This window comes from Segatella copri (assembly GCF_949820605.1).
In the GTDB taxonomy this organism is placed as follows: domain Bacteria; phylum Bacteroidota; class Bacteroidia; order Bacteroidales; family Bacteroidaceae; genus Prevotella.
In genome coordinates, this window is sequence record NZ_CATKVU010000006.1 from 97,381 (window position 1) to 120,861 (window position 23,481).

Genomic DNA, 23,481 nt, shown 5'->3' on the forward strand with positions numbered 1-23,481 from the left:
TATGAATAGTTTTTGATTTTATAAGCGATATTTCCTTTATTTTTAGTATTTTTGCAGCCAAATTAGCTAATTATGGACGAAATTAACAATAACGAACAGCAAAATCAGAATTCTCTGGTTTTGCGAACAGAGGGATTGGTGAAGCGCTATGGTAAACGAACGGTTGCCAATGGAGTTTCTATCAATGTGAAGCAAGGAGAAATTGTGGGATTACTGGGACCTAATGGTGCTGGTAAGACAACTTCTTTCTATATGACAACTGGACTTGTTGTGCCTAATGAGGGACATGTCTTTCTGGGAGATCAGGAAATTACAGATTTTCCTGTATACAAACGTGCCCGTGCGGGAATCGGATACCTGCCTCAGGAGGCCAGTGTTTTCCGCAAGATGAGTGTTGAGGACAATATACTTTCAGTCTTGGAAATGACAGGAAAACCACGTAGTTATCAGTTGCAGAAGTTAGAGAGTCTTATTAGCGAGTTTCGTCTCAATAAGGTTCGTAAGAATAAGGGTGACCAGCTTTCCGGAGGTGAGCGTCGTCGTACAGAGATTGCCCGTTGTCTGGCTATTGACCCGAAGTTTATCATGCTCGATGAGCCATTTGCTGGTGTTGACCCTATTGCGGTAGAAGATATTCAGCATATTGTATGGCAGTTGAAGTATCGCAATATCGGTATTTTGATTACCGACCATAATGTACAGGAGACTCTGACCATTACAGACAGAGCCTATCTGCTGTTCGAAGGTAAGATTCTTTTTCAGGGCAAACCAGAGGAATTGGCAGAGAATAAGATTGTGCGCGAAAAGTATCTGAGTAACAGTTTTGTGCTCAGAAAGAAGGACTTTCAGCTCATAGATGAGCAAAAAAGAGCCAAAGAAGTAGCGACTGATGGTTAAAAAATCATTTTTTTCTCTTATATATTAGGTATATCCATTAAAAATGTGTAATTTTGCAAGCCAATTGCGGTTATACACGAAAACTGTAGAATTAAAGAAAATATTAACAATAATAAAATAACAAACATCAAGATGAAAATTTCATTTGAAAATCCTGACAAGATTAATGGTCTTTTGACCCTTGTTGTCGAAGAGGAAGATTACAAGAATGATGTCGAGAAGACATTGAAAGATTATCGTAAGAAGGCTAATGTTCCAGGTTTCCGTCCTGGTCAGGCTCCTATGGGTATGATTAAGCGTCAGTTCGGTCCATCTGTAAAAATGGAAGCTATCAACAAGCTCGTTGGTCAGCAGATTTACAAGTATGTACAGGACAACAATATCCAGATGCTCGGTGAGCCTCTCCCATCAGAGAAGCAGGAGCCAGCTGACTTGGAGAAGGGTACTTCTTTTACATTTATGTTTGATATCGCTGTTGCTCCAGAGTTCAAGGTAACTCTCAATGGTCGCGACAAGGTTGATTATTATAACATCACAGTTGATGATAAGATTCTCGATCAGCAGATTGATATGTACGCTCAGCGTGCAGGTAGCTATGAGAAGGCTGAGAAGTACGAGGAGAATGACCTTTTGAAGGGTGACTTGCGTGAGCTTGATGAAAATGGCAATACCAAGGAAGGTGGTATCACTGTAGAGGGTGCTATCCTGATGCCTAGCTACATCAAGGTTGACGAGCAGAAGAATCTCTTCAACGATGCTAAGCTCGGTGATGTAATCACATTCAACCCTAAGAAGGCTTATCCAGAGAACGATACTGAGGTTTCTTCACTCCTGAAGATTGAGCGTGAAGCTGTTAAGGACTTGGAGTCAGAGTTCAGCTTCCAGATTACAGAAATCCAGCGTTTCAAGAAACATGAAATCAACGAAGAGCTCTTTAAGCAGGTTCTCGGCGAGGATACTGACGTGAAGGACGAGGCTGCTTTCCGTGCTAAGATTGCAGAGGGCTTGCAGGCACAGCTCGTTAACGATTCTGATTATAAGTTCATTCTCGATGTTCGCGAGCACTGCGAGAAGAAGGTTGGTGAATTGCAGTTCCCGGATGCACTCTTGAAACGTATCATGTTGGCTAACAACAAGGATAAGGGCGAGGAGTTCGTAGAGAAGAACTATGCTGAGAGCATCAAGGAGTTGACATGGCATCTTATCAAGGAGCAGCTCATCAAGGCTCAGGACATCAAGGTTGATGACAATGACCTGATGGAGACAGCTAAGGAGGCAGCTCGTGCTCAGTTCGCTCAGTATGGTATGAACAACATTCCTGAGGAGTACATTGAGAACTATGCTAAGGAAATCCTCAAGAAGGGTGACGCTACAGATGCACTTGTAGATCGCTCTATCGATCGTAAGTTGGCTGCAGCTCTGAAAACAGCAGTAAAGCTTAACGAAAAGGAGATTTCTGTAGAAGATTTCAACAAGATGATGCAGGAATAACATTTTTTTGAAAAAAAACTTCAAATAAATACGAGGTTATCGACTTTTTTTATTATCTTTGTTCCACCGAACGAGAAATAAGGGTCGATAACCTCTTTTTTCGTATGGTTTAAGACGTAAAATACTATATAGATATGAACGATTTTAGAAAATATGCAACCAAGCATCTTGGTATGAATGGTATGGTGCTTGATGATGTTATTAAGGCACAGGCTCAGTATATGAACCCTTACATCTTGGAGGAGCGTCAGTTGAACGTTACTCAGATGGATGTATTCTCTCGCTTGATGATGGACCGTATCATCTTCCTGGGTACACAGATTGATGACTACACAGCAAATACATTGCAGGCGCAATTGCTGTATCTTGATTCTGTAGATAGTGGCAAGGATATTTCTATCTATTTGAATAGTCCTGGTGGTAGCGTTACTGCTGGTTTGGGTATTTATGATACCATGCAGTTTATCTCTAGCGATGTTGCTACTATCTGTACAGGTATGGCTGCTTCTATGGCTGCCGTGCTGCTCGTTTCTGGCCAGGAGGGTAAACGCTCTGCTTTGCCTCATAGCCGTGTCATGATTCACCAGCCATTAGGAGGCGTTCAGGGTCAGGCTTCTGATATTGAGATTGAGGCTCGCGAAATCTTGAAGATGAAAAAGGAATTGTATACTATCATTTCTGACCATTCTCATACTCCTTATGATAAGGTTTATGCTGATAGCGACCGTAACTATTGGATGACAGCTGAAGAAGCCAAGGAATATGGAATGATAGATAATGTGTTGGTTCGTAAATAACGAATTGTTTTAAGTAAATATGCGTATATATAATAAGGTGCGCAAGAAGAGATAATAATTATAATATGCCAAAGAAAGTATGTAGCTTCTGTGGAAGATCAGAAAATGAAGTCAGATTACTCATCACGGGTATCAATGGCTTCATTTGCGAAGATTGTGCTAAGCAGGCTTATGAAATTATACAGTCTACAGGGGTCTTAGCTCCTAAAGCTGGGGAAGGTAAGTTTGTTCTCAAAGAGGTGCCAAAGCCTGTTGAGATCAAAAAATACCTGGATGAATATATCATCGGTCAGGATCAGGCTAAGCGCAATTTGGCTGTCGCTGTATATAACCACTACAAGCGTTTGCAGCAGCCAAAGGATGAAGATGGTGTAGAAATCGAAAAGAGTAATATCATCATGGTTGGTAGTACCGGTACAGGTAAAACCTTGTTGGCGCGTACAATAGCTAAGATGTTGGATGTTCCTTTCACCATTGTTGATGCCACTGTATTTACTGAAGCAGGTTATGTGGGTGAAGACGTTGAAAGCATCTTGTCGCGTCTGTTGCAGGTTGCTGATTATGATGTGGCTGCAGCAGAAAGGGGAATTGTGTTCATTGATGAGATTGATAAGATAGCCCGCAAGAGCGATAATCCTTCTATCACGCGTGATGTGAGTGGCGAAGGTGTACAGCAGGGATTGTTGAAACTCTTGGAAGGTACCATGGTTAATGTTCCGCCTAAGGGTGGACGCAAGCATCCTGATCAGGATTATATCCATGTAGATACCAAGAATATCCTGTTTATCTGTGGTGGTGCTTTTGACGGTATTGAGCGTAAAATAGCTCAGCGTATGAATACGCACGTAGTAGGCTATAATTCGGTTCAGAATGTAGCTAAGATAGATAAGAAGGATTTGATGCAGTATATCCTTCCACAGGATTTGAAGTCTTTTGGCTTGATACCTGAAATTATCGGCCGTTTGCCTGTGCTTACTTATCTCAATCCGTTGGATAGGGAGGCTTTGCGCAAAATCTTGGTTGAACCTAAAAATTCAATTGTCAAGCAGTATCAGAAATTGTTTGAGATGGATGGCATCAAGTTGAAGTTTGACGAGGAAGCACTCGATTATATCGTAGATAAGGCGGTAGAGTATAAATTGGGTGCTCGCGGACTTCGTTCAATTGTTGAAGCTGTGATGATGGATGCTATGTTTGAGATTCCATCAGAGAAGGTTAAATCATTCACTGTTACGCTGGAGTATACCAAGCAACAGTTGGATAAATCTCATCTCGGACAGTTGGAAACAGCATAAATCAGTTGGGCTTTTCGCCCAATTGAATGCTATTTAATCGTATATATAGACATATATAATATAATAATAGGTGGATATGACAGAACAGGTTAATCTTACAGGACAGTTGAAGCATTATTTCGGATTCGATTCGTTTAAGGGTGATCAAGAGGCAATCATCAGAAATTTGATGAGTGGCAATGATACTTTTGTATTGATGCCTACAGGTGGCGGTAAGAGTTTGTGTTACCAGTTGCCTTCGCTCATTATGGAGGGCACAGCTATTGTAATTTCTCCTCTGATTGCTTTGATGAAGAACCAGGTAGATGTTATTAATGGTTTGAGTGAAAGTGATGGCGTGGCTCATTATCTCAATTCATCATTGAATAAGTCGGCTATTGAGAAGGTGAAGAATGATATTCTCAATGGTACGACCAAACTCCTGTATGTTGCACCTGAATCTTTGACGAAAGAAGATAATGTTGAGTTCCTTAAAACTGTAAAGATTTCGTTCTATGCCATTGATGAGGCTCACTGTATCTCTGAGTGGGGACACGATTTCAGACCAGAGTATCGTCGTATTCGCCCTATTATTAACGAAATAGGTGTTGCACCTGTGATAGCGCTTACGGCTACTGCAACAGATAAGGTACGTACTGATATCAAGAAAAACTTAGGCATCATGGATGCCAAAGAATTCAAGAGTTCTTTTAACCGCCCTAACTTGTATTATGAGGTGCGCCCGAAGAACAAGGATATCGATCGTCAGATCATCATGTTTATTCGTCAACACAAAGGAAAGAGTGGCATTATCTATTGTCTCTCCCGTAAGAAAGTAGAGGAATTGGCAGAGGTGTTGAAAGCCAATGAAATCAAAGCGGCTCCTTATCATGCCGGTCTTGATTCGGCTACTCGTTCTCAAACCCAGGATGATTTTCTGATGGAGCGTATTGATGTCATTGTTGCTACTATCGCCTTCGGAATGGGTATCGATAAACCTGATGTCCGTTTTGTTATTCATTATGATATACCCAAGAGCTTGGAAGGTTATTATCAGGAAACGGGTAGAGCCGGGCGTGATGGAGGCGAGGGTATATGTATTGCCTTCTATGCCCGTAAAGACCTCAGAAAACTGGAGAAGTTTATGGAGAACAAACCTGTAGCAGAACAGGATATCGGCAGACAGTTGTTGCAGGAAACGGCTGCCTATGCAGAATCGTCTGTCTGTCGCAGAAAAATGTTGCTTCATTATTTTGGTGAGGAATATCATGAAGAAAACTGCCATAACTGCGACAACTGCCTGCATCCTACAGAAAAATTTGAGGCTAAGGATGCGCTGCTCGTTGTTTTGGAGTCTGTTGCTGCGGTGAAGGAGAATTTCCGTCAGGAATATATCATCGATTTTGTAAAGGGACGTGCTACTGATGATATCGTTTCTCACAAGCATGATGAGCTGGAGGAGTTTGGATCAGGAGAAGATATGGATGCTAAAGTTTGGAATCCTGTTATCCGTCAGGCGTTGATAGCCGGTTATCTCAAGAAAGATGTAGAGAACTATGGCCTTTTGAAGTTGACAGCTGCGGGTAAGCGTTTCATTAAGAATCCTGAATCATTCATGATCGTTGCCGATAAGGAATTCTCTGATGATTTTGATGGAGCGCCTCTGAGCGAGCATAATACAGGTGCTTTGGATCAGACACTTTTCTCCATGTTGAAAGACTTGCGTAAGACAGTAGCAAAGAAGCATAAATTGCCGCCTTATGTTATTTTCCAGGATATTTCTCTGGAACAGATGGCAACGATGTATCCTGTAGATATGCAGGAATTGCAGAACATACAGGGAGTTGGAGCCGGTAAGGCAAAGAGGTATGGTAAGGAGTTCTGTAATTTGATCAATCAGTATTGTGAAGAGAATCTGATAGAGCGTCCTGAGGAATTACGTGTCAGAACAGTTGCCAAGAAATCAGTCTTGAAGGTAAGTATCATTCAGAGCATAGACCGCCAGATAGATCTTGATGATTTGGCAGAAGCAAAAGGCTTGGATTTCTCAGAATTGCTTGACGAAATAGAGGCAATCGTTTACAGCGGTACCAAGCTGAATATCGATTATTTCATAGAGGAAGTTGTGGATGATGACCATGTAGATGACATCTACGATTACTTCATGGAGAGCGATACTGATGATTTGAATGCGGCTCAAGATGAATTGGGGGAAGACTACAATGAAGACGAAATTCGACTCGTCAGAATCAAGTTTTTGTCCGAACAAGCCAACTAATCACGTTAAATAGCATTAATAAGGTAAGATTTTCGTGAAAAGCGAACTCTATCTGAGAAATTATTGCTAAATTTGCACGCAATAAATTTTTAAAGGTTACAATATGTCATCATTTGTTGCAGATAAAATTGTAATGGACGGTCTCACTTACGACGACGTCCTTCTTATCCCTGCGTATTCAGAGGTACTACCAAAACAGGTAGAGTTGAAAACCAAGTTCTCTCGTAACATCGAGTTGAACGTTCCATTCGTTACAGCAGCGATGGACACCGTTACCGAGGCTTCAATGGCGATAGCTATCGCTCGTGAAGGTGGTATCGGTGTAATTCACAAGAACATGACCATTGAGGAGCAAGCTCGCCAGGTTGCTATTGTGAAGCGTGCTGAGAATGGTATGATTTATGACCCTGTCACCATCCGTCGTGGCAGTACAGTGAAGGATGCTCTTGATATGATGCATGATTATCATATCGGTGGTATTCCTGTGGTAGATGATGAAAATCATCTTGTAGGTATTGTTACCAACCGTGATCTTCGTTTTGAGCGCCACATGGACAAGAAGATTGATGAGGTAATGACTAGCGAGAATTTGGTTACCACTCACATCCAGACCGACTTGGTTGCTGCTGCTGCCATCCTGCAGGAGAATAAGATTGAGAAACTCCCTGTAGTTGACAACGAGAATCACCTGGTAGGTTTGATTACTTACAAGGACATCACAAAGGCTAAGGACAAACCTATGGCTTGCAAAGATGCCAAGGGACGTCTTCGTGTGGCTGCCGGTGTGGGTGTTACTGTAGATACATTGGATCGTGCCAAGGCTTTGGTTGAGGCTGGTGCTGATGCTATCGTTATCGATACTGCTCATGGTCACTCTAAGGGTGTAGTTGAGAAACTCAAGCAAGTTAAGGCTGCCTTCCCACAGGTAGATGTTGTGGTAGGTAATGTGGCTACTGGCGAGGCTGCCAAGTATTTGGTAGAGAATGGTGCTGATGGTGTTAAGGTAGGTATCGGTCCTGGTTCTATCTGTACTACTCGTGTGGTTGCCGGTGTTGGTGTTCCACAGTTGAGTGCTGTTTATGATGTATATTCTGCTCTTAAGGGTACTGGTGTGCCTTTGATAGCTGATGGCGGTCTTCGTTACTCAGGTGATGTTGTAAAGGCTTTGGCTGCCGGTGGTAGCTGCGTCATGATCGGTTCTTTGGTTGCTGGTACCGAGGAGAGTCCTGGTGATACCATTATCTTCAATGGCCGTAAGTTTAAGAGCTATCGTGGTATGGGTTCTTTGGAGGCTATGGAACAGAAGAATGGTTCTAAGGACCGTTACTTCCAGGGTGATACCAAGGATGTCAAGAAATTGGTTCCAGAGGGTATCGCTGGTCGTGTGCCTTACAAGGGAACTGTTCAGGAGGTCATCTACCAGCTGATTGGTGGTTTGCGTTCTGGTATGGGATATTGCGGTGCTGCAACCATCGAGAACTTGCACAATGCCAAGTTCGCGCGTATCACAAATGCAGGTGTGTTGGAGAGTCATCCACATGATATCACTATCACCAGTGAGGCTCCTAACTATAGCCGTCCTGAATAATATAATTAGGAAATATGAAGTTTTATGCACTTATAGCGGCAATGCTCCTTTCGGGGAGCATTGCTTTTGCTCATACCGACCCAATTGTTATGATTATTGATGGTCAATCTGTCAAGAAGTCGGAATTTGAGTACTTTTATCAGAAAAATCATTTGGGAAATACGGTTGATTCTAAAAGTGTCAAGGTGTTTACCGATGGCTTTGTTGATTATAAGCTGAAAGTGCAAGCTGCTAAGGATGCTCATCTCGATACTTTGCCTAATATCAGGCGTGTGTTGAAGCGATATGATGATGTCGGGTCATGCGAGTTGATGCCCGGTAAAGGCAGTGTTCATGTTGCACATATCCTCTTGAGATTGGGACAGAAAGCATCTTACCAGGAACAGGAGGTGGTGGAAAGAAGAATCGATTCTATTTATCAGGCACTTTGCAATGGTGCAGATTTTGCAGACCTGGCAAAAAAGTGTTCTGATGATAAAGGGTCTGCGGTCAATGGGGGGACTTTGGCATGGTTTACAAAAGGTCAGACTGTGCAGGCTTTTGAAAAAGTAGCTTTCTCTCTGCGAAAGGGTGAGATTAGTAGACCGTTTATGTCTGAGTTTGGCTATCATATCGTCAAGTTGCTGGATAAACATGATGCTGGTAATCAGAAAAAATATGTTGCTGATGCTAAGGTAGAAAATTGGCGGGGAACCTACCAGCAGCAGGAGGAAGTAGAAAACCTTTTGCTGAATGAAATCTGCCAGCGTAATATTTGGGATAAGGCTGCTGCTGATAAAAAAGGTCTGGCTGCCTTCTATGCCAAGAATAAGAAAAAATACAAATGGGAAATGAAGCGCCTGAAGAAGATGAAGGTTAATCTGCCCCGGAATGGCGAATACCCGGATGTGGTACTTGCTGACTATCAAGACTCGTTAGAGAAACAATGGGTCGCACAATTGAAGAAGAAATATAAAGTGGTGGTTTTCCGTAGTATGTTGACCACTCTCAATATACATTAATATATTATAGAAACAATACATGAATACTGGATATAAAATGACAATGGCATTTATAGCCCTGCTGATGATAGTAGGAATAAGTGCTAGTGCAACAAGAGTAAGCCGTAGTGCTTTGGCTCATGAGGCTGATTCTGCAAATATCAAGCAACAAGCTGCTGCCGATTCTCAGAAAATCAATGAGGGTAGTGTGGTTGATGAGGTAATTTGGGTTGTCGGCGATGAGGCTATTCTGAAGTCAGACGTCGAGGTAACCCGTTTGCAGGCTGAGGCTGAAGGTATTAAATATACTGGTGACCCAGACTGTTCTATTCCTGAGCAGATTGCCGTTCAGAAACTTTTTCTCCATCAGGCTGCTATCGATAGTATCGAAGTATCTGAGTCAGAAGTCATGAATGGTATCGACGAACAGATCAACAGTTGGGTTTCCATGATTGGTTCTCGTGAAAAGTTGGAGGAATACCGCAAGCAGAGTATTACCCAGATGCGCCAGCAGATGCATGATGATTTCAAAAACCAACAGCTGATTCAGAAGATGAAGCAGGAACTGGTGAAGGATATCAAGGTGTCGCCGGCTCAGGTTCGTAAATACTTTAAGAATTTACCTGCCGACAGTATCCCTTTTGTTCCTACTGAGGTAGAGGTTGAGATTCTTACCATGCAGCCACGTATCCCTCTTGAGGAGATTAACCGTGTGAAGAATCAGTTGCGTGAATTTACTGATCGTGTGAATAAGGGTGAGACTTCTTTTGCTACTTTGGCTCGTCTTTATTCTGAAGATCCGGGTTCTGCCCGTATGGGTGGCGAGATGGATTATATCGGTAGAGGTATGTTGGATCCTGCGTTTGCAAATGTAGCATTCAATCTTACCGATCCTAAGAAAATCTCAAAGATTGTTGAGTCTGAGTTTGGTTACCATATCATCCAGTTGATTGATAAACGTGGTGACAAGATAAAGTGTCGCCATATTCTGCTCAAGCCTCATGTTTCTCAAGATGCGATTGATAAGTCTATCAGCCGTCTGGATTCTATCGGTAATGATATTCGTGCCAATAAATTTACCTTTGAACAGGCTGTTGAAGCACTGTCAGATGATAAGGATACCCGCAACAACAAGGGCTTGATGGCCAATGTTACTCCTGACCAGTCAAGAACTTCCCGTTTCCAGATGAAGGATCTGCCTACCGAGGTTGCCCGTATGGTAGATACGATGAAGGTAGGTGAGGTTTCTGCACCTTTCACGATGGTGAATTCCAAGGGTAAAACCACTTGTGCTTTGGTAAAACTGGTAAGCCGTGTTGACGGACATAGAGCTACCATTACCGAAGATTTTCAGGTGATGAAGGATGTAGTGTTGGCTAAGGAGCGTGCCCAGACCTTGCACGATTGGGTAGTCAATAAAATCAAGCAGACTTATGTTCGTATGAACGATCGCTATAAGGATTGTAAGTTTGAATATCAAGGTTGGATTAAATGATAAATAAAAGATTAAATAATCATATCAGAGGGCATAGAATCATATCGGTTATGGTTCTATGCCTGTTTGGGTTTTGTCTGGTGCAAGCCATGCAGGCTCCAAAGAAGCATGCCAGAAAACGCCCTCATGGTGACCGCGTATATCTTTTGCATGCAGATGAATTGTACTATGATATGTTCGGTAATAATCCTGATGCCCAAATATTGAAAGGTAAGGTCTCTTTCTTGCATCAGGGCAGTCATCTTACCTGTGACAGCGCGTATTTCTATCAGGCTTCTAATTCCGTGAAAGCTTTCGGACATGTTCATTACCGGCAGGGAGACACCTTGTCACTCACTTGTGATAGAGCAGAGTATGATGGGCAGATGCAGATGATGAGAGCACGCAAGAATGTGGTCTTGCATCATCGTCGGCAGACATTGCGTACTGATAGCTTGGATTTCGACCGCTTGTATAATATGGCAAACTTCTTTGACGGCGGAACGCTGATTGATGGTAAGGATAAGCTGGTTGCCGATTGGGGTGAGTATCATACCGAAACGCGTGAGGCTAAGTTTGTCTATAATGTCAAGTTGCGCAGCGGCAAGGATGTTGTTACCACCGATACTTTGTATTACGATGTCCGTAAGTCAAAGGCTCACATGGTAGGACCTTCTAAGATTGTTTCAGGTGCAAGTGTTGTCAAGACAGAAGATGGATATTATGATACCAAGACCGATAGAGCACAGCTTTACGGCCGTTCTACGGTTATAGATAAAGACAAGACACTTACGGGTGATACGCTCTATTATGTAAAGAATGGAGAGAGTACCGGATATGGCAATGTGGTTTATGTAGACAAGAAAAATAAAAATTCCCTTACTTGCAATTATCTGCGTTACAACGAGAAAACCGGTAATGGCTTTGCCACCCGCAATCCTGTAGCGATCGACTATTCGCAGAAAGATACCCTTTGGGTTCATTCTGATACCATGCGTATCAATACCTTCCATATCAATACCGATTCGGTATACCGTAAGGTGCATGCTTATCCTAAGGTCCGTGCCTATCGCCTGGATATGCAGGCCATCTGCGATTCCCTGGTTTTCAATTCTCAGGATTCCTGCATGACCATGTATAAGGATCCTATCGTCTGGAATGGAAACCGTCAGTTGCTGGGCGAGAAGATTCTGGTCTTCATGAATGATTCTACCGTTCGTTTTGCCCATGTCATCGGACAGGCGCTGTCTGTAGAGCAGATGCCGGATAGTGTTCATTTCAATCAGATCAGTTCTTCTGAGATGAAATCTTACTTTGAAAAAGGTGAGATAAAACAAGGAGAGTCTATCGGTAATGTACAGACCATCTATTATATGACGGATGATAAGGACAGTTCGCTCATTGGCTTGAATTATCTGGAGACCGATACCATGCGCATGTATATGGGACCGGGCAGGAAGATGGAGAAAATCTGGACCAATAAGTTTACATCTACCATGTATCCTATGACGCAGATTCCGCCGGCAAAATATAAACTTAACAATTTTGCCTGGTTCGAGGACTTGCGTCCTAAAGATAAGAATGATATCTTTGTATGGCGTGGTAAATCCAAGGGCTCCGAACTCAAGAACATTAAGCGTCATGAAGCTCCACTTCAGAAACTGACTGATTGATTATAATGAAGCATCATTTTCTTATATGATTAATATTTAGAGATGAGTGATATTATTCAACTTTTACCCGATTCTGTTGCCAATCAGATAGCAGCAGGTGAGGTTATACAGCGTCCGGCTTCAGTTATCAAGGAGCTGGTCGAAAATGCAGTCGATGCGGGTGCCAGGAATATCCATGTCACAGTTACCGATGCTGGCCGTACCAACATCCAGGTGATAGATGATGGAAAAGGTATGTCCGAGACAGATGCTCGTTTGGCTTTCGAACGTCATTCTACTTCCAAAATCCGTAAGGCTGATGATTTGTTTGCACTTCGCACCATGGGATTCCGTGGCGAAGCTTTGGCGTCTATAGCTGCTGTGGCTCAGGTAGAACTGAAGTCACGACAGGCTACCGACGAGATAGGAACCCTGATACAGATTTCTGGTTCCCGATATGAGAAACAGGAGCCATGCTCCTGTGCTGTGGGAAGTATCTTCTCTGTCAGCAATATCTTTTATAATGTACCCGCGCGAAGGAAGTTCCTGAAGTCCAATTCTACAGAGTTGAACAATATTCTGACGGCTTTCGAGCGGATTGCATTGGTAAATCCTCAAATCACCTTTACTTTACATAGCAATGGTACCGAAGTATTCAATTTGCGTGCCGCTAATTTGCGTCAGCGCATTCTCGATGTCTTCGGCAAGCGTTTCAATCAGGAACTCCTTCCGGTAAATGTAGAAACCACTATGTGTAAGGTGTCTGGATTTGTGGGCAAACCGGAATCTGCCAGAAAGAAAGGTGTGCATCAGTTCTTCTTTGTCAACGGGAGATACATGAAACATCCTTATTTCAATAAGGCTGTGATGGCTGCTTATGACCGTCTGGTTCCTCAGGGTGAACAGGTGCCTTACTTTCTGTATTTTGATGTAGATCCGAAGGATATTGATGTGAATATCCATCCTACGAAGACTGAAATCAAATTCGAGAATGAGCAGGCTATCTGGCAAATCCTCTCGGCTTCGGTCAAGGAGTCCATCGGTATGTTCAATGATGTACCTACCATTGATTTCGATACAGAGGATAAACCGGACATCCCTGTTTATAATCCGGAGATGAGCACTGCTGCTGCGGCACCGAAGATCAGTTTGAATCCTGGTTATAATCCGTTCAAGTCTTCCTCTTCCACGGGAGCAGTTCCTATGGGAGCAGGCTTCTCTGTTCCTAAGTCAAAGCCTCAGGTGGATGAAAAATGGGAACAGCTTTATGAAGGACTCAAAGATCAGGATGATGTGCAGGGGATGGAGCAGACCATGGTGTTTCCCGATGATTCTAGTCAGGATAATACGCCAGACAGTATCATTGCAGAGAAATCGCCAGCCCATTATCAGTATAAAGGTAAGTATATCATGACTGCGGTAAAATCGGGATTGATGATTATCGACCAGCATCGTGCCCATGTGCGTGTCTTGTTCGAACAGTATTTGCGCCAGTTGGCTGACCGGACCTTTCATTCACAGAAAGTCCTCTTTCCTGAGGTTGTGCAGTTCCCGATGTCTGAGAAGGTAATCTTTGAAAAGATCCTGCCTGAAATGGAATCGATGGGCTTTGAACTGGAAGATCTTGGAGGCGGAAGCTATGCCGTTAATTCAGTTCCTGGCGGACTTGAAGGATTGAATCCTCTTAAACTGGTACAGGACATGGTTTCTTCTGCAGTAGAAAAGGGCGTATCAGCCATTGATGAAATCAATCAGACTTTGGCTTTGAGTCTGGCTCGCCAGGCTGCAATACCTCAGGGGCAGATATTGAGTAATGAAGAGATGGAGGGGCTGGTGAATGATCTGTTTGCCTGCCAGAATGTCAATTATACGCCCGACGGAAAGTCGGTACTTTGTATCCTCCGTCAGCAGGAAATTGAGCATCTTTTAGGTTAAAAGCGGGGAAAAATCCTGTTTTACTTAAAAAAGTTAACGAAAAATGCTTTTTTTTTTAGAAAATGAAGGTTATTTCAAAAAATAGTATTATCTTTGCTCCGTCATTCAGAAGGTATATATATAAATTGATTTTTAAATTATAAAGTTATGAAAAAGTTATTAGCAGTGCTAGCATTGGCTAGCGTAACAATGGGCAGTATGGCTCAGGATGCAGCAACTACTGAGAAGTATAGTGTTGCAACAAATTCGTTCTGGAGCAATTGGTTTGTTCAGGCAAACGTTGCTGGTTCTGCATTCTGGGGCAACCAGGAAGAGGGCAATGGTTTCTCTAAGAGCCCACTCAAGGGTTTCAGAAACAATCTCGGTTTCTCTGTTGCTGTAGGTAAGTGGTTCACACCAGGTCTCGGTCTCCGTACCAAGTTCAATGGCGTTTGGGGCCGTACAGTAGTTTCTGAGGATAAGTCAACAAATGCAAATAAGTATTGGACTTTGAATGAGCAGGTTTTGTTCAATGTTAGCAATATGTTGTGTGGCTACAACGAGGCTCGTGTTTGGGATTGCATCCCTTATGCAGGTTTTGGTATTAACCGTAACATGAGCGCTAACTGCTATGCTCCTGTAGTTGGTGTTGGTCTCTTGAACGAGTTCAAGATCAATAACAAGTGGGCTGTCAACCTCGATGTAAACTATGCAGTAGGTGCTAGCGACTATGATGGTTACACAGGTGTATTGGCAGGTGCTAAGCCTAGCACATCTCGCTCACTCGACAAGGTGATTGCAAGACGCGACCGTTCTTTGAATGTTGAGGTCGGTGTTACATACAACTTGGGTAAGGCTACTTGGAACAAGGTTCCAGATGTTGACGCTATCAACGCTCTTCATCAGTCAGAACTCGACGCTCTCAATGCTAAGTTGAACGATGCTAATGCAGAGAACGACCGTTTGAAGAATCTCTTGAACAACCAGAAGTCTGTAGGGGAAAAGGCAGTTAAGGAGTATGTTGCTACTCCAGTTTCTGTATTCTTCAACATCGGCAAGTCTAAGGTTGCTTCTAAGAAGGATCTCGTAAACGTACAGGCTCTCGCTCAGTATGCTAAGGACAACAACGCTAAGTTGGTAGTTAACGGTTATGCTGACAGCGCTACAGGTTCTGCAGCTGTTAACCAGAAGATTTCTAAGGCTCGTGCTGAGAAGGTAGCTGATGAACTCGTTAAGTTGGGTGTTGCTAAGGAGAACATCGTAGTTAAGGCTAACGGTGGTGTTAAGGATTTGACTCCTGCTTCTTACAACCGTCGTGCAACTGTTCAGGTTGGTGAGTAATTATACAGTATATATAATATAAGGTATAAAAATAGAATAGGGCATTCTTCCTCGTGAAGAATGCCTTTTTGTTTCTTTGAATTTCTTAAAAAGAACTTTTCTTTCTCAATAAGTACCTTTTGGGGGTGAAAGAGGTTTTGCAGTCCCGTCGTAAGTGCTTTCTCTTGGTTGGCTGTTTTTGGCAATTGAAATGCAAAAACTGACCGTTTTACCCTGAAAATTGAGGAGAAACACCAGAAAATGCACTTTTTTGAAGAAAAAACGAAAAAAGTTGCTGAAAAATTTGGTGGAACCAAAAAATAGTCGTACCTTTGCAACCGCTTACGAAAAGTAAGGGCGCTTAGCTCAGCTGGTTTAGAGCATCTGCCTTACAAGCAGAGGGTCGGCGGTTCGAATCCGTCAGCGCCCACGGGGGTGTTCCCTGTGATTCACTTTAGTGGTTGCAGGGACTTTTTTAGAGGGCGTTTAGCTCAGCTGGTTTAGAGCATCTGCCTTACAAGCAGAGGGTCGGCGGTTCGAATCCGTCAACGCCCACAATGGTGAAGGTCTTTCAACAAATGTTGAGAGGCCTTTTTTTATGCTTTTAAATTTATTTATCACTATTTTCTCTGTTTTCTCACGATAATTCATTAATTTTGCACCCTATATATAATACGTATTGTTATGAATTTAGATTTATTGACTGCCATATCACCAATTGATGGTCGTTATAGGGGAAAAACAGAGCAGCTCGCTAACTACTTCTCAGAGTATGCTCTCATTCGTTATCGTGTACGCGTAGAGATTGAATACTTCATCACTCTATGCGAGTTACCTTTGCCACAGCTTGCTTCTTTCGACAAGTCGCTGTTCGAACGTCTGCGTGACATTTATCGTAATTTTGACGAAAATGAAGCACAGCGCGTAAAAGACATCGAGAAGATTACCAATCACGATGTAAAGGCTGTAGAGTATTTTATCAAGGAAGAATTCGATAAGATCGGAGGCTTGGATGCTTACAAGGAGTTTATCCATTTTGGTTTGACCTCTCAGGACATCAACAACACAAGTGTGCCTCTCTCTGTAAAAGAGGCTTTGGAAGAGTGCTTCTATCCGCAGGTTGAAGAGCTGATTGCACAGCTCCAGACTTATGCTGATGAGTGGAAGGATGTGCCTATGCTGGCTAAGACTCACGGACAGCCTGCTTCACCTACCCGCCTGGGCAAGGAAATCATGGTTTATGTTTACCGTCTTACCGAGCAGCTTAATTCGCTCAAGACTTGCAAGATTACAGCTAAGTTCGGTGGTGCTACCGGTAACTACAATGCTCACCATGTAGCTTATCCACAGTATGACTGGAAAGCATTCGGTAACAGGTTTGTCAGCGAAAAACTCGGTTTGGAACGCGAGCAGTATACCACACAGATCAGTAACTATGACTACCTTGGCGCTATCTTTGACGCCATCCGTCGTATCAACACCATTATCATCGACTTAGACCGTGACTTCTGGATGTATATCTCTATGGATTACTTCAAGCAGAAGATCAAGGCAGGTGAGGTAGGCTCAAGTGCGATGCCTCACAAGGTGAACCCTATCGATTATGAGAACAGTGAAGGTAACCTGGGCATAGCCAATGCCATTCTTCAGTTCCTGGCACAGAAACTTCCGGTTAGCCGCTTGCAGCGCGACCTTACTGACAGTACCGTACTCCGTAACATCGGTGTGCCTCTCGGTCATAGCGTCATTGCTATCCAGAGTACATTGAAGGGCTTGCGTAAACTGATTCTTCACGAGGAGAAACTGCAGGAAGATTTGAATAATACATGGGCAGTTGTAGCTGAGGCTATCCAGACTATCCTTCGCCGTGAGGCATATCCACATCCTTACGAGGCATTGAAGGCGTTGACACGTACCAACCAGCACATGACTGAGGAAACTATTCATGAGTTTATCCGGGGATTGAATGTGAGTGATAGTGTTAAGGCAGAACTGATGGCAATCACACCAAGCAATTATACAGGTATCTAATATACACAAAGGAATTTTGTAGTTTTAGTACATATATATAAAAGTAAAAATTAGATTTATTAACCCAGCCGTGAGGCTATTAAGTATTTTAAGAAAATGGATTCAGAATTTGAAAACAAACCTCAAGATCAGTCTTCTGAGAATGAGAGAACCCGTGAGGGCTACAACCCAGCAGGTGGTTATCAGAAGAGTTATCGACCAGTAGGTCGCACACAGCGTCCTCGTATCAATTCACATCGCGCATACAGCAGCGACAGAAGTAGCAGTAACAGCGAAGGCGGTTTCCGTCCTGAAGGTTTCGGTGCTGGCTTGCAGAGTACAGGCAGCAGCGAGCGTCCACAGCGCAGCAGCTACCAGAGCCGTGGTGGTTATGGTAACAGCAACCGTGGTGGCTACCAGCCACGTCAGCAGGGAGGCTATCAGTCTCGTCCTCAGCAGGGTGGCTATCGTCCTCGTTACAACAATAATGATGAGCAGGGTGGTTATCAGCCTCGTCAGCAGGGTGGCTACCAGCCACGTCAGCAGGGCGGCTACCAGTCTCGTTCTCAGCAGGGTGGTTATGGCAACCGTGGTGGTTATGGTCGTCCACAGGGTGGCGGCTATGGCAACAACCGTGGTGGTGGCTATGGTCGTCCACAGGGTGGTGGCTATGGCAACAACCGTGGCGGTTATGGCCGTCCACAGGGTGGTGGCTATGGCAACAACCGTGGTGGCGGTTTCCGTCAGCACACTCCTGGTTACGATCCAAATGCTAAGTATAGCATGAAGAAGCGTATCGAATATAAGGAGGAGAACATCGACCCAACAGAGCCATTGCGCTTGAACAAGTTCCTCGCCAATGCTGGTGTTTGCTCTCGCCGTGAGGCTGATGAGTTCATCCAGGCTGGTCTGGTAACTGTCAATGGTGAGGTAGTTACCGAGTTGGGTACCAAGATTCTTCGTACCGATGAGGTGAAGTTCCACGACGCTCCTGTAACTTTGGAGAAGAAGGTATACGTATTGCTCAACAAGCCAAAGGATTATGTTACAACCAGTGATGATCCTCAGCAGCGCAAGACTGTGATGGACCTCGTAAAGGATGTTTGTCCTGAGCGTATCTATCCTGTAGGCCGTCTCGACCGTAATACAACAGGTGTACTTCTCTTGACCAACGATGGTGACCTGGCTTCTAAGCTTACTCACCCTAAGTTCCTGAAGAAGAAGGTTTATCACGTTCACCTCGATAAGAACCTGACAGCTCACGATATGGATCAGATCCGTGAGGGTATCACCTTGGAAGATGGTGAGATCAAGGCAGATGCTGTAGAGTATGCTGATGATCGCGACAAGGCACAGGTTGGCATCGAGATTCATAGTGGCAAGAACCGTATCGTGCGCCGTATCTTCGAGAGTCTCGGCTATCGTGTTACCAAGCTCGACCGTGTACAGTTCGCAGGTTTGACTAAGAAAAATCTCCGTCGCGGTGACTGGCGCTTCCTTACTGAGAAGGAGGTAGACATGCTCCGCATGGGTGCTTTTGAATAAAACAGAGTAATAAACAATGGAAAAAGTAAAAAGAACTAAAGTTGTAGACTTGCTCAAGAGTACAGCCTACGGCTCAATCGTGAATGTCAAGGGATGGGTTCGTACCCATCGTAGTAGCAAAGCAGTCGATTTTATCGCTCTTAACGATGGTTCTACTATTAATAATATTCAGATAGTAGTCGACCCATCTAAGGTCGATGAGAATCAGCTCCGTCAGATTACTACTGGTGCTTGTATCAGCGCCGTAGGTACGCTGGTAGAAAGCCAGGGCGCCGGACAGAGTGTTGAAATCCAGTGCGAGAGCATCGAGATTTACGGTCTCTGCGGCAGCGACTATCCTATGCAGAAGAAGGGACAGAGCTTCGAATACATGCGTCAGTATGCTCACCTCCGTCTCCGTACCAATACCTTTGGTGCCGTGATGCGTATCCGCCATAACATGGCGATGGCTATCCACACTTACTTCCATGAGCATGGATATTTCTATTTCAATACTCCGCTCATTACAGCCAGCGACTGCGAGGGTGCTGGTCAGATGTTCCAGGTAACTACCAAGAACCTCTACAACCTGAAGAAGACCGAGGATGGCAAGATTGACTATTCTGATGATTTCTTCGGCAAGCAGACTTCATTGACCGTTTCCGGTCAGTTGGAGGGTGAGCTCGGTGCTACAGCACTCGGCGCCATCTATACCTTCGGTCCAACCTTCCGTGCAGAGAACAGTAATACTCCTCGCCACCTGGCTGAGTTCTGGATGGTAGAGCCAGAGGTTGCTTTCCTGGATATGGACGGTTTGATGGAGTTGGAGGAAGACTTCATCAAGTATTGTATCCGTTGGGCTCTGGAGCATTGCAAGGACGATCTTGCTTTCTTGAACAAGATGATAGACAAGGGTCTGATTGCCCGTCTGGAAGGCGTATTGAATTCCGACTTCGTTCATCTTCCATATACCGAGGGTATCCGCATCCTTCAGGAGGCTATTGCCAACGGTAAGAAGTTTGAGTTCCCATGCGAGTGGGGTGATGACCTGGCTTCAGAGCATGAGCGTTTCCTCGTAGAGGAGCACTTCAAGCGTCCGGTTATCATGACCAACTATCCTAAGGCAATCAAGGCATTCTATATGAAGATAGACGAGGAGGAGAGTGGTTTCGGTGGCAAGAGCGGTCAGACCGTTCAGGGTACCGATGTACTGTTCCCGCAGATTGGTGAGATTATCGGTGGTTCTGTCCGTGAGGAGAGCTATGACAAGCTGATGGGTGAGATTGAGGCTCGCAACATCCCTATGAAGGATATGAACTGGTATCTCGATACCCGTAAGTATGGTTCATGCCCACACGCAGGTTTCGGTCTCGGTTTCGAGCGTCTGATTCTCTTCGTAACCGGTATGCAGAATATCCGCGACGTGATTCCATTCCCACGTACACCAAAGAACGCAGAATTCTAGAATAAAAAAATGAAGCCTGTTTCGATGTCCTTCGAAACAGGCTTCATTGCTCTTCGCAAGTACTTGTCCTGCAAGAAGATATCGATTCTGATACTTTACTATATATAGGGGCATCTTTGTTTCTTTGGTAGAGACGAAGATGTCCCTATCATTTTTTATTATTTTTAAAATATATACGTATTATGTCAAGAAACAAGAAAACATCAGAGTCGTTATTCCAGTTCATGAACCTCCTTATCGTCCTGTTGCTGAAGAACGGGCAATACCGCACTTCGCTGCATTATAAGGCAACCCTCAACAGCTTTAAGCGATACCGGGACAACAGGGATATTGCCCTGAGTGAGATAGATGCAGACGTGATGCGCTCGTATGAGGCATATCTGCATCATACGGCGGAGGTATGCAAAAACACCAGTTCCTTCTATCTCCGCATCCTCCGTGCCACCTATAACAAAGCCGTGGCAAAGAGACTGACGCCACAGCAGCATCCCTTCAGGGAAGTCTATACCGGTATTGCCCCAACCCGCAAGAGAGCCATACCTACAGAGGATGTCAGCCAAATCAAGCGTCTGCATTCGGTCAAGGAACTCACTCCCAAAGAAGAGATGGCAAGAGATACATTCCTGATGAGTTTCTATCTGCGAGGTATCTCATTCATTGACCTGGCTCATCTCCGCAAATCCGACCTCAAGGACGGTTTTCTCCATTATACAAGAAGAAAGACAGGGCAGCGTCTCACCATCCGATGGGAGGATGATATGCAGGAGTTGTTGGAAAAGTATCAGGTGCAGACCGTCACCTCACCTTATCTATTCCCTTTCCTGGTTGATGATGGAAACACAAGACAGGATAAAACTATTGACAAAAAGCAGAAAGAGGTGCACCTATATCACAATGCGGAAGCGCGTATCTCTTACCATCTCAGAAAGTTAGGTGCTAAGATCGGTGTCAAGGGTAAGCTTACCCTCTATGTCGCCCGTCATTCCTGGGCAACGACGGCAAGAGACAATGATATCTCTATCTCCGTCATCAGCGAGGCATTGGGGCATCATTCTGAAACCACCACACAAATCTATCTCAATTCCATCAAAAGCTCTGAAGTTGATGATGCCAACGCCAAGATACTGGCAGCCCTATAAGCTGCAAAAAGAATAAAAAAAGGGATTTTGTAAAATGAACCAAAATGAACCAATTTTTCTGAATCTTTATATAAGAGACACAGAATCTCCTTGCAAAAATACGAAAATTGTTGGAAACTAGCAAATTATGTGTGTTAAAAAATTAATATCATTCTACGAAAATCAACATTTTTTTACTATCCTTTTCGTACACAATCTTCTAAGTCATTGATTGAAAGAATGTTTTTCGGTTTTCTGTATCTCTTATATAGAGATTCAGATGATCGACATCAAAAAACGAACTTGATTCGCATGATGAAAGAGACAAATATACAATCACAGGTTACGTCCACTATTGCAGGGGACGACGGCGAAGCCGTGGAAAAAAGCGAAGGATATGTAGCGGAAAATGGTTTCGTAGCAACAGAACCGATGCACTGGTATGTGGCTTGTGTAAGGGTGAACTACGAGAAAAAATTCAAGCTTCTTATTGAACAAAACTTCAAGGATAAAAAAAACGCCTTGGAGACTTGGCTTCCTTTGGAAAGACGTATCATGATAAACAGCCGAGGTAAACGTGTTGTCCGTGAGGCTGTCTTTCTTACCACCTTTGTCTTTGTGAGAGTTGAGGACAAAAAACTTAATGAAATCCGCTTTCGGGACGATGTCTATAAGATGCTTTCGGAACCAGGCAAAAGTGCCCCATATGCTATCCCTGATACCATATTCGACAATTTTCGCAGAATTGTAATGACTGGCAAGGCTGATATACAGAACCACCCTATCAAAAAGGGTGACAAAGTGCGTATTATAGACGGAGAACTTGTTGGAGTTGTAGCCTATGTGCAGCGTATTCAAGGTAAGAAAGCCATTATAGGTGATGAAATCCGAAACATCTGCGGTGCTACCATTGAGATTGAAATGGTGAAACTGGAGTTCTTTAACAAATAGATGCTATTGGTGTGGCTTTACATTCCTCATTTATAATAAAACTTCAGTATATAGATTAATTTGATAAATATAATATGTATCTTGGCAAAGGAATATAAATAAATATTCGATAGCAGTATGTATTTTTTTCTTTCTTCTGTTTAGAAGATAGGTTTTCGAAGATACCTTTCTTTAACAGTAAGAAAAAACTCCTTTTAGCTAGCAATGCCAGTCAAAAGGAGTTATAAGAGTTAATCAAGGCGGTGTCGAGCAGCCCAGCTTCCAGCATCCAGACACGGACACTCTTTGGGAGTAGTCTCAGGCAAGTCCCGATGACCCACAATCTTCGCTTTCGGAAAGAGAATCTTCAGATTCCTGAAAAGGTCAATGAGTCTCGTTTCCTGCTCAGTGGTCATGGTGTTTTGCCACCATTAAAGTTGCGCCCTGTCATATCCAAGCATTACATTGATACATGGTATCATGCTTCTCAGATGGTGCTGCGTGCAAGTAAGATCATCATTCTTGGCTATTCATTCTCTTCTGCCGACAACTATTTCTGTGATATGTTGCGAGAGAACCACGATGCACAAATCATCATTATCGACAAGAACATGGAAACTACAAGTCGCAATGTGTGTCGTTGCCTCCAGTTGGATGCCAATCGCTACACCAGGCAAATAAAAGATGGGCATGAGATACGCAAATACAACAATCGAGTGACGATTATTGGAGCAGACTTGTCGGATGTTAATTTGGATGATGTGTGAGA

General features: G+C 43.7%; 17 protein-coding genes and 2 tRNA genes. All 19 read left to right on the top strand.

Annotation, left to right across the window (positions count from 1 at the left end; genetic code table 11):
• Positions 1 to 72 precede the first annotated feature (72 nt).
• The 19 genes from lptB to RCO84_RS01570 all read left to right on the top strand — a co-directional run bounded on the left by lptB (position 73) and on the right by RCO84_RS01570 (position 23,479).
• Positions 73 to 897 (top strand): LPS export ABC transporter ATP-binding protein, encoded by an 825-nt coding sequence (lptB, locus tag RCO84_RS01480; RefSeq protein ID WP_287851184.1) that lies wholly within the window; start codon positions 73 to 75, stop codon positions 895 to 897.
• A gap of 132 nt (positions 898 to 1,029) precedes the next feature.
• A complete protein-coding gene (gene tig, locus RCO84_RS01485) occupies positions 1,030 to 2,388 on the top strand; it encodes a trigger factor (RefSeq protein ID WP_144155200.1) in 1,359 nt (452 codons plus the stop codon).
• 134 nt (positions 2,389 to 2,522) lie between these two features.
• Positions 2,523 to 3,185, top strand: a complete 663-nt coding sequence (gene clpP / locus RCO84_RS01490) for an ATP-dependent Clp endopeptidase proteolytic subunit ClpP (RefSeq protein WP_006848346.1) — start codon at positions 2,523 to 2,525, stop codon at positions 3,183 to 3,185.
• A 65-nt stretch (positions 3,186 to 3,250) separates the two neighbouring features.
• On the top strand, positions 3,251 to 4,480 hold the full coding sequence (gene clpX / locus RCO84_RS01495; protein WP_117695001.1) for an ATP-dependent Clp protease ATP-binding subunit ClpX: 1,230 nt from the start codon (positions 3,251 to 3,253) through the stop codon (positions 4,478 to 4,480).
• 76 nt (positions 4,481 to 4,556) lie between these two features.
• On the top strand, positions 4,557 to 6,737 hold the full coding sequence (gene recQ / locus RCO84_RS01500; protein WP_264901217.1) for a DNA helicase RecQ: 2,181 nt from the start codon (positions 4,557 to 4,559) through the stop codon (positions 6,735 to 6,737).
• A gap of 103 nt (positions 6,738 to 6,840) precedes the next feature.
• Complete coding sequence (gene guaB, locus RCO84_RS01505; RefSeq protein ID WP_118416037.1) at positions 6,841 to 8,325, top strand: IMP dehydrogenase; 1,485 nt, start codon at positions 6,841 to 6,843, stop codon at positions 8,323 to 8,325.
• 14 nt (positions 8,326 to 8,339) lie between these two features.
• Positions 8,340 to 9,326, top strand: a complete 987-nt coding sequence (locus RCO84_RS01510) for a peptidylprolyl isomerase (protein ID WP_317583607.1) — start codon at positions 8,340 to 8,342, stop codon at positions 9,324 to 9,326.
• Positions 9,327 to 9,345: 19 nt separating this feature from the next.
• Entirely contained in the window at positions 9,346 to 10,800 is a 1,455-nt protein-coding gene (locus RCO84_RS01515; RefSeq protein ID WP_317583608.1) for a peptidylprolyl isomerase, read from the top strand.
• Positions 10,797 to 12,452 carry an OstA-like protein gene (locus RCO84_RS01520; RefSeq protein WP_264901210.1) on the top strand — a complete coding sequence of 552 codons (1,656 nt, stop codon included), beginning with the start codon at positions 10,797 to 10,799 and terminating at the stop codon, positions 12,450 to 12,452. Before RCO84_RS01515 ends, RCO84_RS01520 begins: the two co-directional genes overlap by 4 nt.
• A 42-nt stretch (positions 12,453 to 12,494) precedes the next feature.
• Complete coding sequence (gene mutL, locus RCO84_RS01525; RefSeq protein ID WP_264901208.1) at positions 12,495 to 14,366, top strand: DNA mismatch repair endonuclease MutL; 1,872 nt, start codon at positions 12,495 to 12,497, stop codon at positions 14,364 to 14,366.
• A gap of 147 nt (positions 14,367 to 14,513) precedes the next feature.
• Entirely contained in the window at positions 14,514 to 15,686 is a 1,173-nt protein-coding gene (locus tag RCO84_RS01530) for an OmpA family protein (protein WP_144155212.1), read from the top strand.
• Positions 15,687 to 16,020: 334 nt separating this feature from the next.
• A tRNA-Val gene (locus tag RCO84_RS01535) sits at positions 16,021 to 16,095 on the top strand.
• 50 nt (positions 16,096 to 16,145) lie between these two features.
• Positions 16,146 to 16,220, top strand: a tRNA-Val gene (locus RCO84_RS01540).
• Between the two features lie 129 nt (positions 16,221 to 16,349).
• Positions 16,350 to 17,696, top strand: coding sequence for an adenylosuccinate lyase (gene purB / locus RCO84_RS01545; RefSeq protein ID WP_317583609.1), 1,347 nt, complete (start codon positions 16,350 to 16,352; stop codon positions 17,694 to 17,696).
• A 96-nt stretch (positions 17,697 to 17,792) separates the two neighbouring features.
• Positions 17,793 to 19,220, top strand: coding sequence for a pseudouridine synthase (locus RCO84_RS01550; protein WP_317583610.1), 1,428 nt, complete (start codon positions 17,793 to 17,795; stop codon positions 19,218 to 19,220).
• Positions 19,221 to 19,236: 16 nt separating this feature from the next.
• Positions 19,237 to 20,664, top strand: a complete 1,428-nt coding sequence (gene asnS / locus RCO84_RS01555) for an asparagine--tRNA ligase (RefSeq protein WP_117587394.1) — start codon at positions 19,237 to 19,239, stop codon at positions 20,662 to 20,664.
• A gap of 182 nt (positions 20,665 to 20,846) precedes the next feature.
• Positions 20,847 to 21,803, top strand: a complete 957-nt coding sequence (locus tag RCO84_RS01560) for a tyrosine-type recombinase/integrase (RefSeq protein WP_144155220.1) — start codon at positions 20,847 to 20,849, stop codon at positions 21,801 to 21,803.
• 291 nt (positions 21,804 to 22,094) lie between these two features.
• A complete protein-coding gene (locus RCO84_RS01565) occupies positions 22,095 to 22,733 on the top strand; it encodes a transcription termination/antitermination NusG family protein (protein ID WP_186292331.1) in 639 nt (212 codons plus the stop codon).
• A gap of 311 nt (positions 22,734 to 23,044) precedes the next feature.
• Positions 23,045 to 23,479, top strand: coding sequence for a hypothetical protein (locus RCO84_RS01570; RefSeq protein WP_287819932.1), 435 nt, complete (start codon positions 23,045 to 23,047; stop codon positions 23,477 to 23,479).
• The last annotated feature ends 2 nt before the right edge of the window (positions 23,480 to 23,481 follow it).

Bases quoted from the DNA above. Each gene is read 5' to 3' on its own strand.
- asnS (WP_117587394.1), top strand. From the start codon at position 19,237: ATGGAAAAAGTAAAAAGAACTAAAGTTGTAGACTTGCTCAAGAGTACA.
- tig (WP_144155200.1), top strand. From the start codon at position 1,030: ATGAAAATTTCATTTGAAAATCCTGACAAGATTAATGGTCTTTTGACC.
- RCO84_RS01530 (WP_144155212.1), top strand. From the start codon at position 14,514: ATGAAAAAGTTATTAGCAGTGCTAGCATTGGCTAGCGTAACAATGGGC.
- RCO84_RS01570 (WP_287819932.1), top strand. From the start codon at position 23,045: ATGACCCACAATCTTCGCTTTCGGAAAGAGAATCTTCAGATTCCTGAA.
- RCO84_RS01560 (WP_144155220.1), top strand. From the start codon at position 20,847: ATGTCAAGAAACAAGAAAACATCAGAGTCGTTATTCCAGTTCATGAAC.
- RCO84_RS01550 (WP_317583610.1), top strand. From the start codon at position 17,793: ATGGATTCAGAATTTGAAAACAAACCTCAAGATCAGTCTTCTGAGAAT.
- clpX (WP_117695001.1), top strand. From the start codon at position 3,251: ATGCCAAAGAAAGTATGTAGCTTCTGTGGAAGATCAGAAAATGAAGTC.
- clpP (WP_006848346.1), top strand. From the start codon at position 2,523: ATGAACGATTTTAGAAAATATGCAACCAAGCATCTTGGTATGAATGGT.
- RCO84_RS01515 (WP_317583608.1), top strand. From the start codon at position 9,346: ATGAATACTGGATATAAAATGACAATGGCATTTATAGCCCTGCTGATG.
- purB (WP_317583609.1), top strand. From the start codon at position 16,350: ATGAATTTAGATTTATTGACTGCCATATCACCAATTGATGGTCGTTAT.
- RCO84_RS01510 (WP_317583607.1), top strand. From the start codon at position 8,340: ATGAAGTTTTATGCACTTATAGCGGCAATGCTCCTTTCGGGGAGCATT.
- RCO84_RS01520 (WP_264901210.1), top strand. From the start codon at position 10,797: ATGATAAATAAAAGATTAAATAATCATATCAGAGGGCATAGAATCATA.
- recQ (WP_264901217.1), top strand. From the start codon at position 4,557: ATGACAGAACAGGTTAATCTTACAGGACAGTTGAAGCATTATTTCGGA.
- lptB (WP_287851184.1), top strand. From the start codon at position 73: ATGGACGAAATTAACAATAACGAACAGCAAAATCAGAATTCTCTGGTT.
- mutL (WP_264901208.1), top strand. From the start codon at position 12,495: ATGAGTGATATTATTCAACTTTTACCCGATTCTGTTGCCAATCAGATA.
- RCO84_RS01565 (WP_186292331.1), top strand. From the start codon at position 22,095: ATGATGAAAGAGACAAATATACAATCACAGGTTACGTCCACTATTGCA.
- guaB (WP_118416037.1), top strand. From the start codon at position 6,841: ATGTCATCATTTGTTGCAGATAAAATTGTAATGGACGGTCTCACTTAC.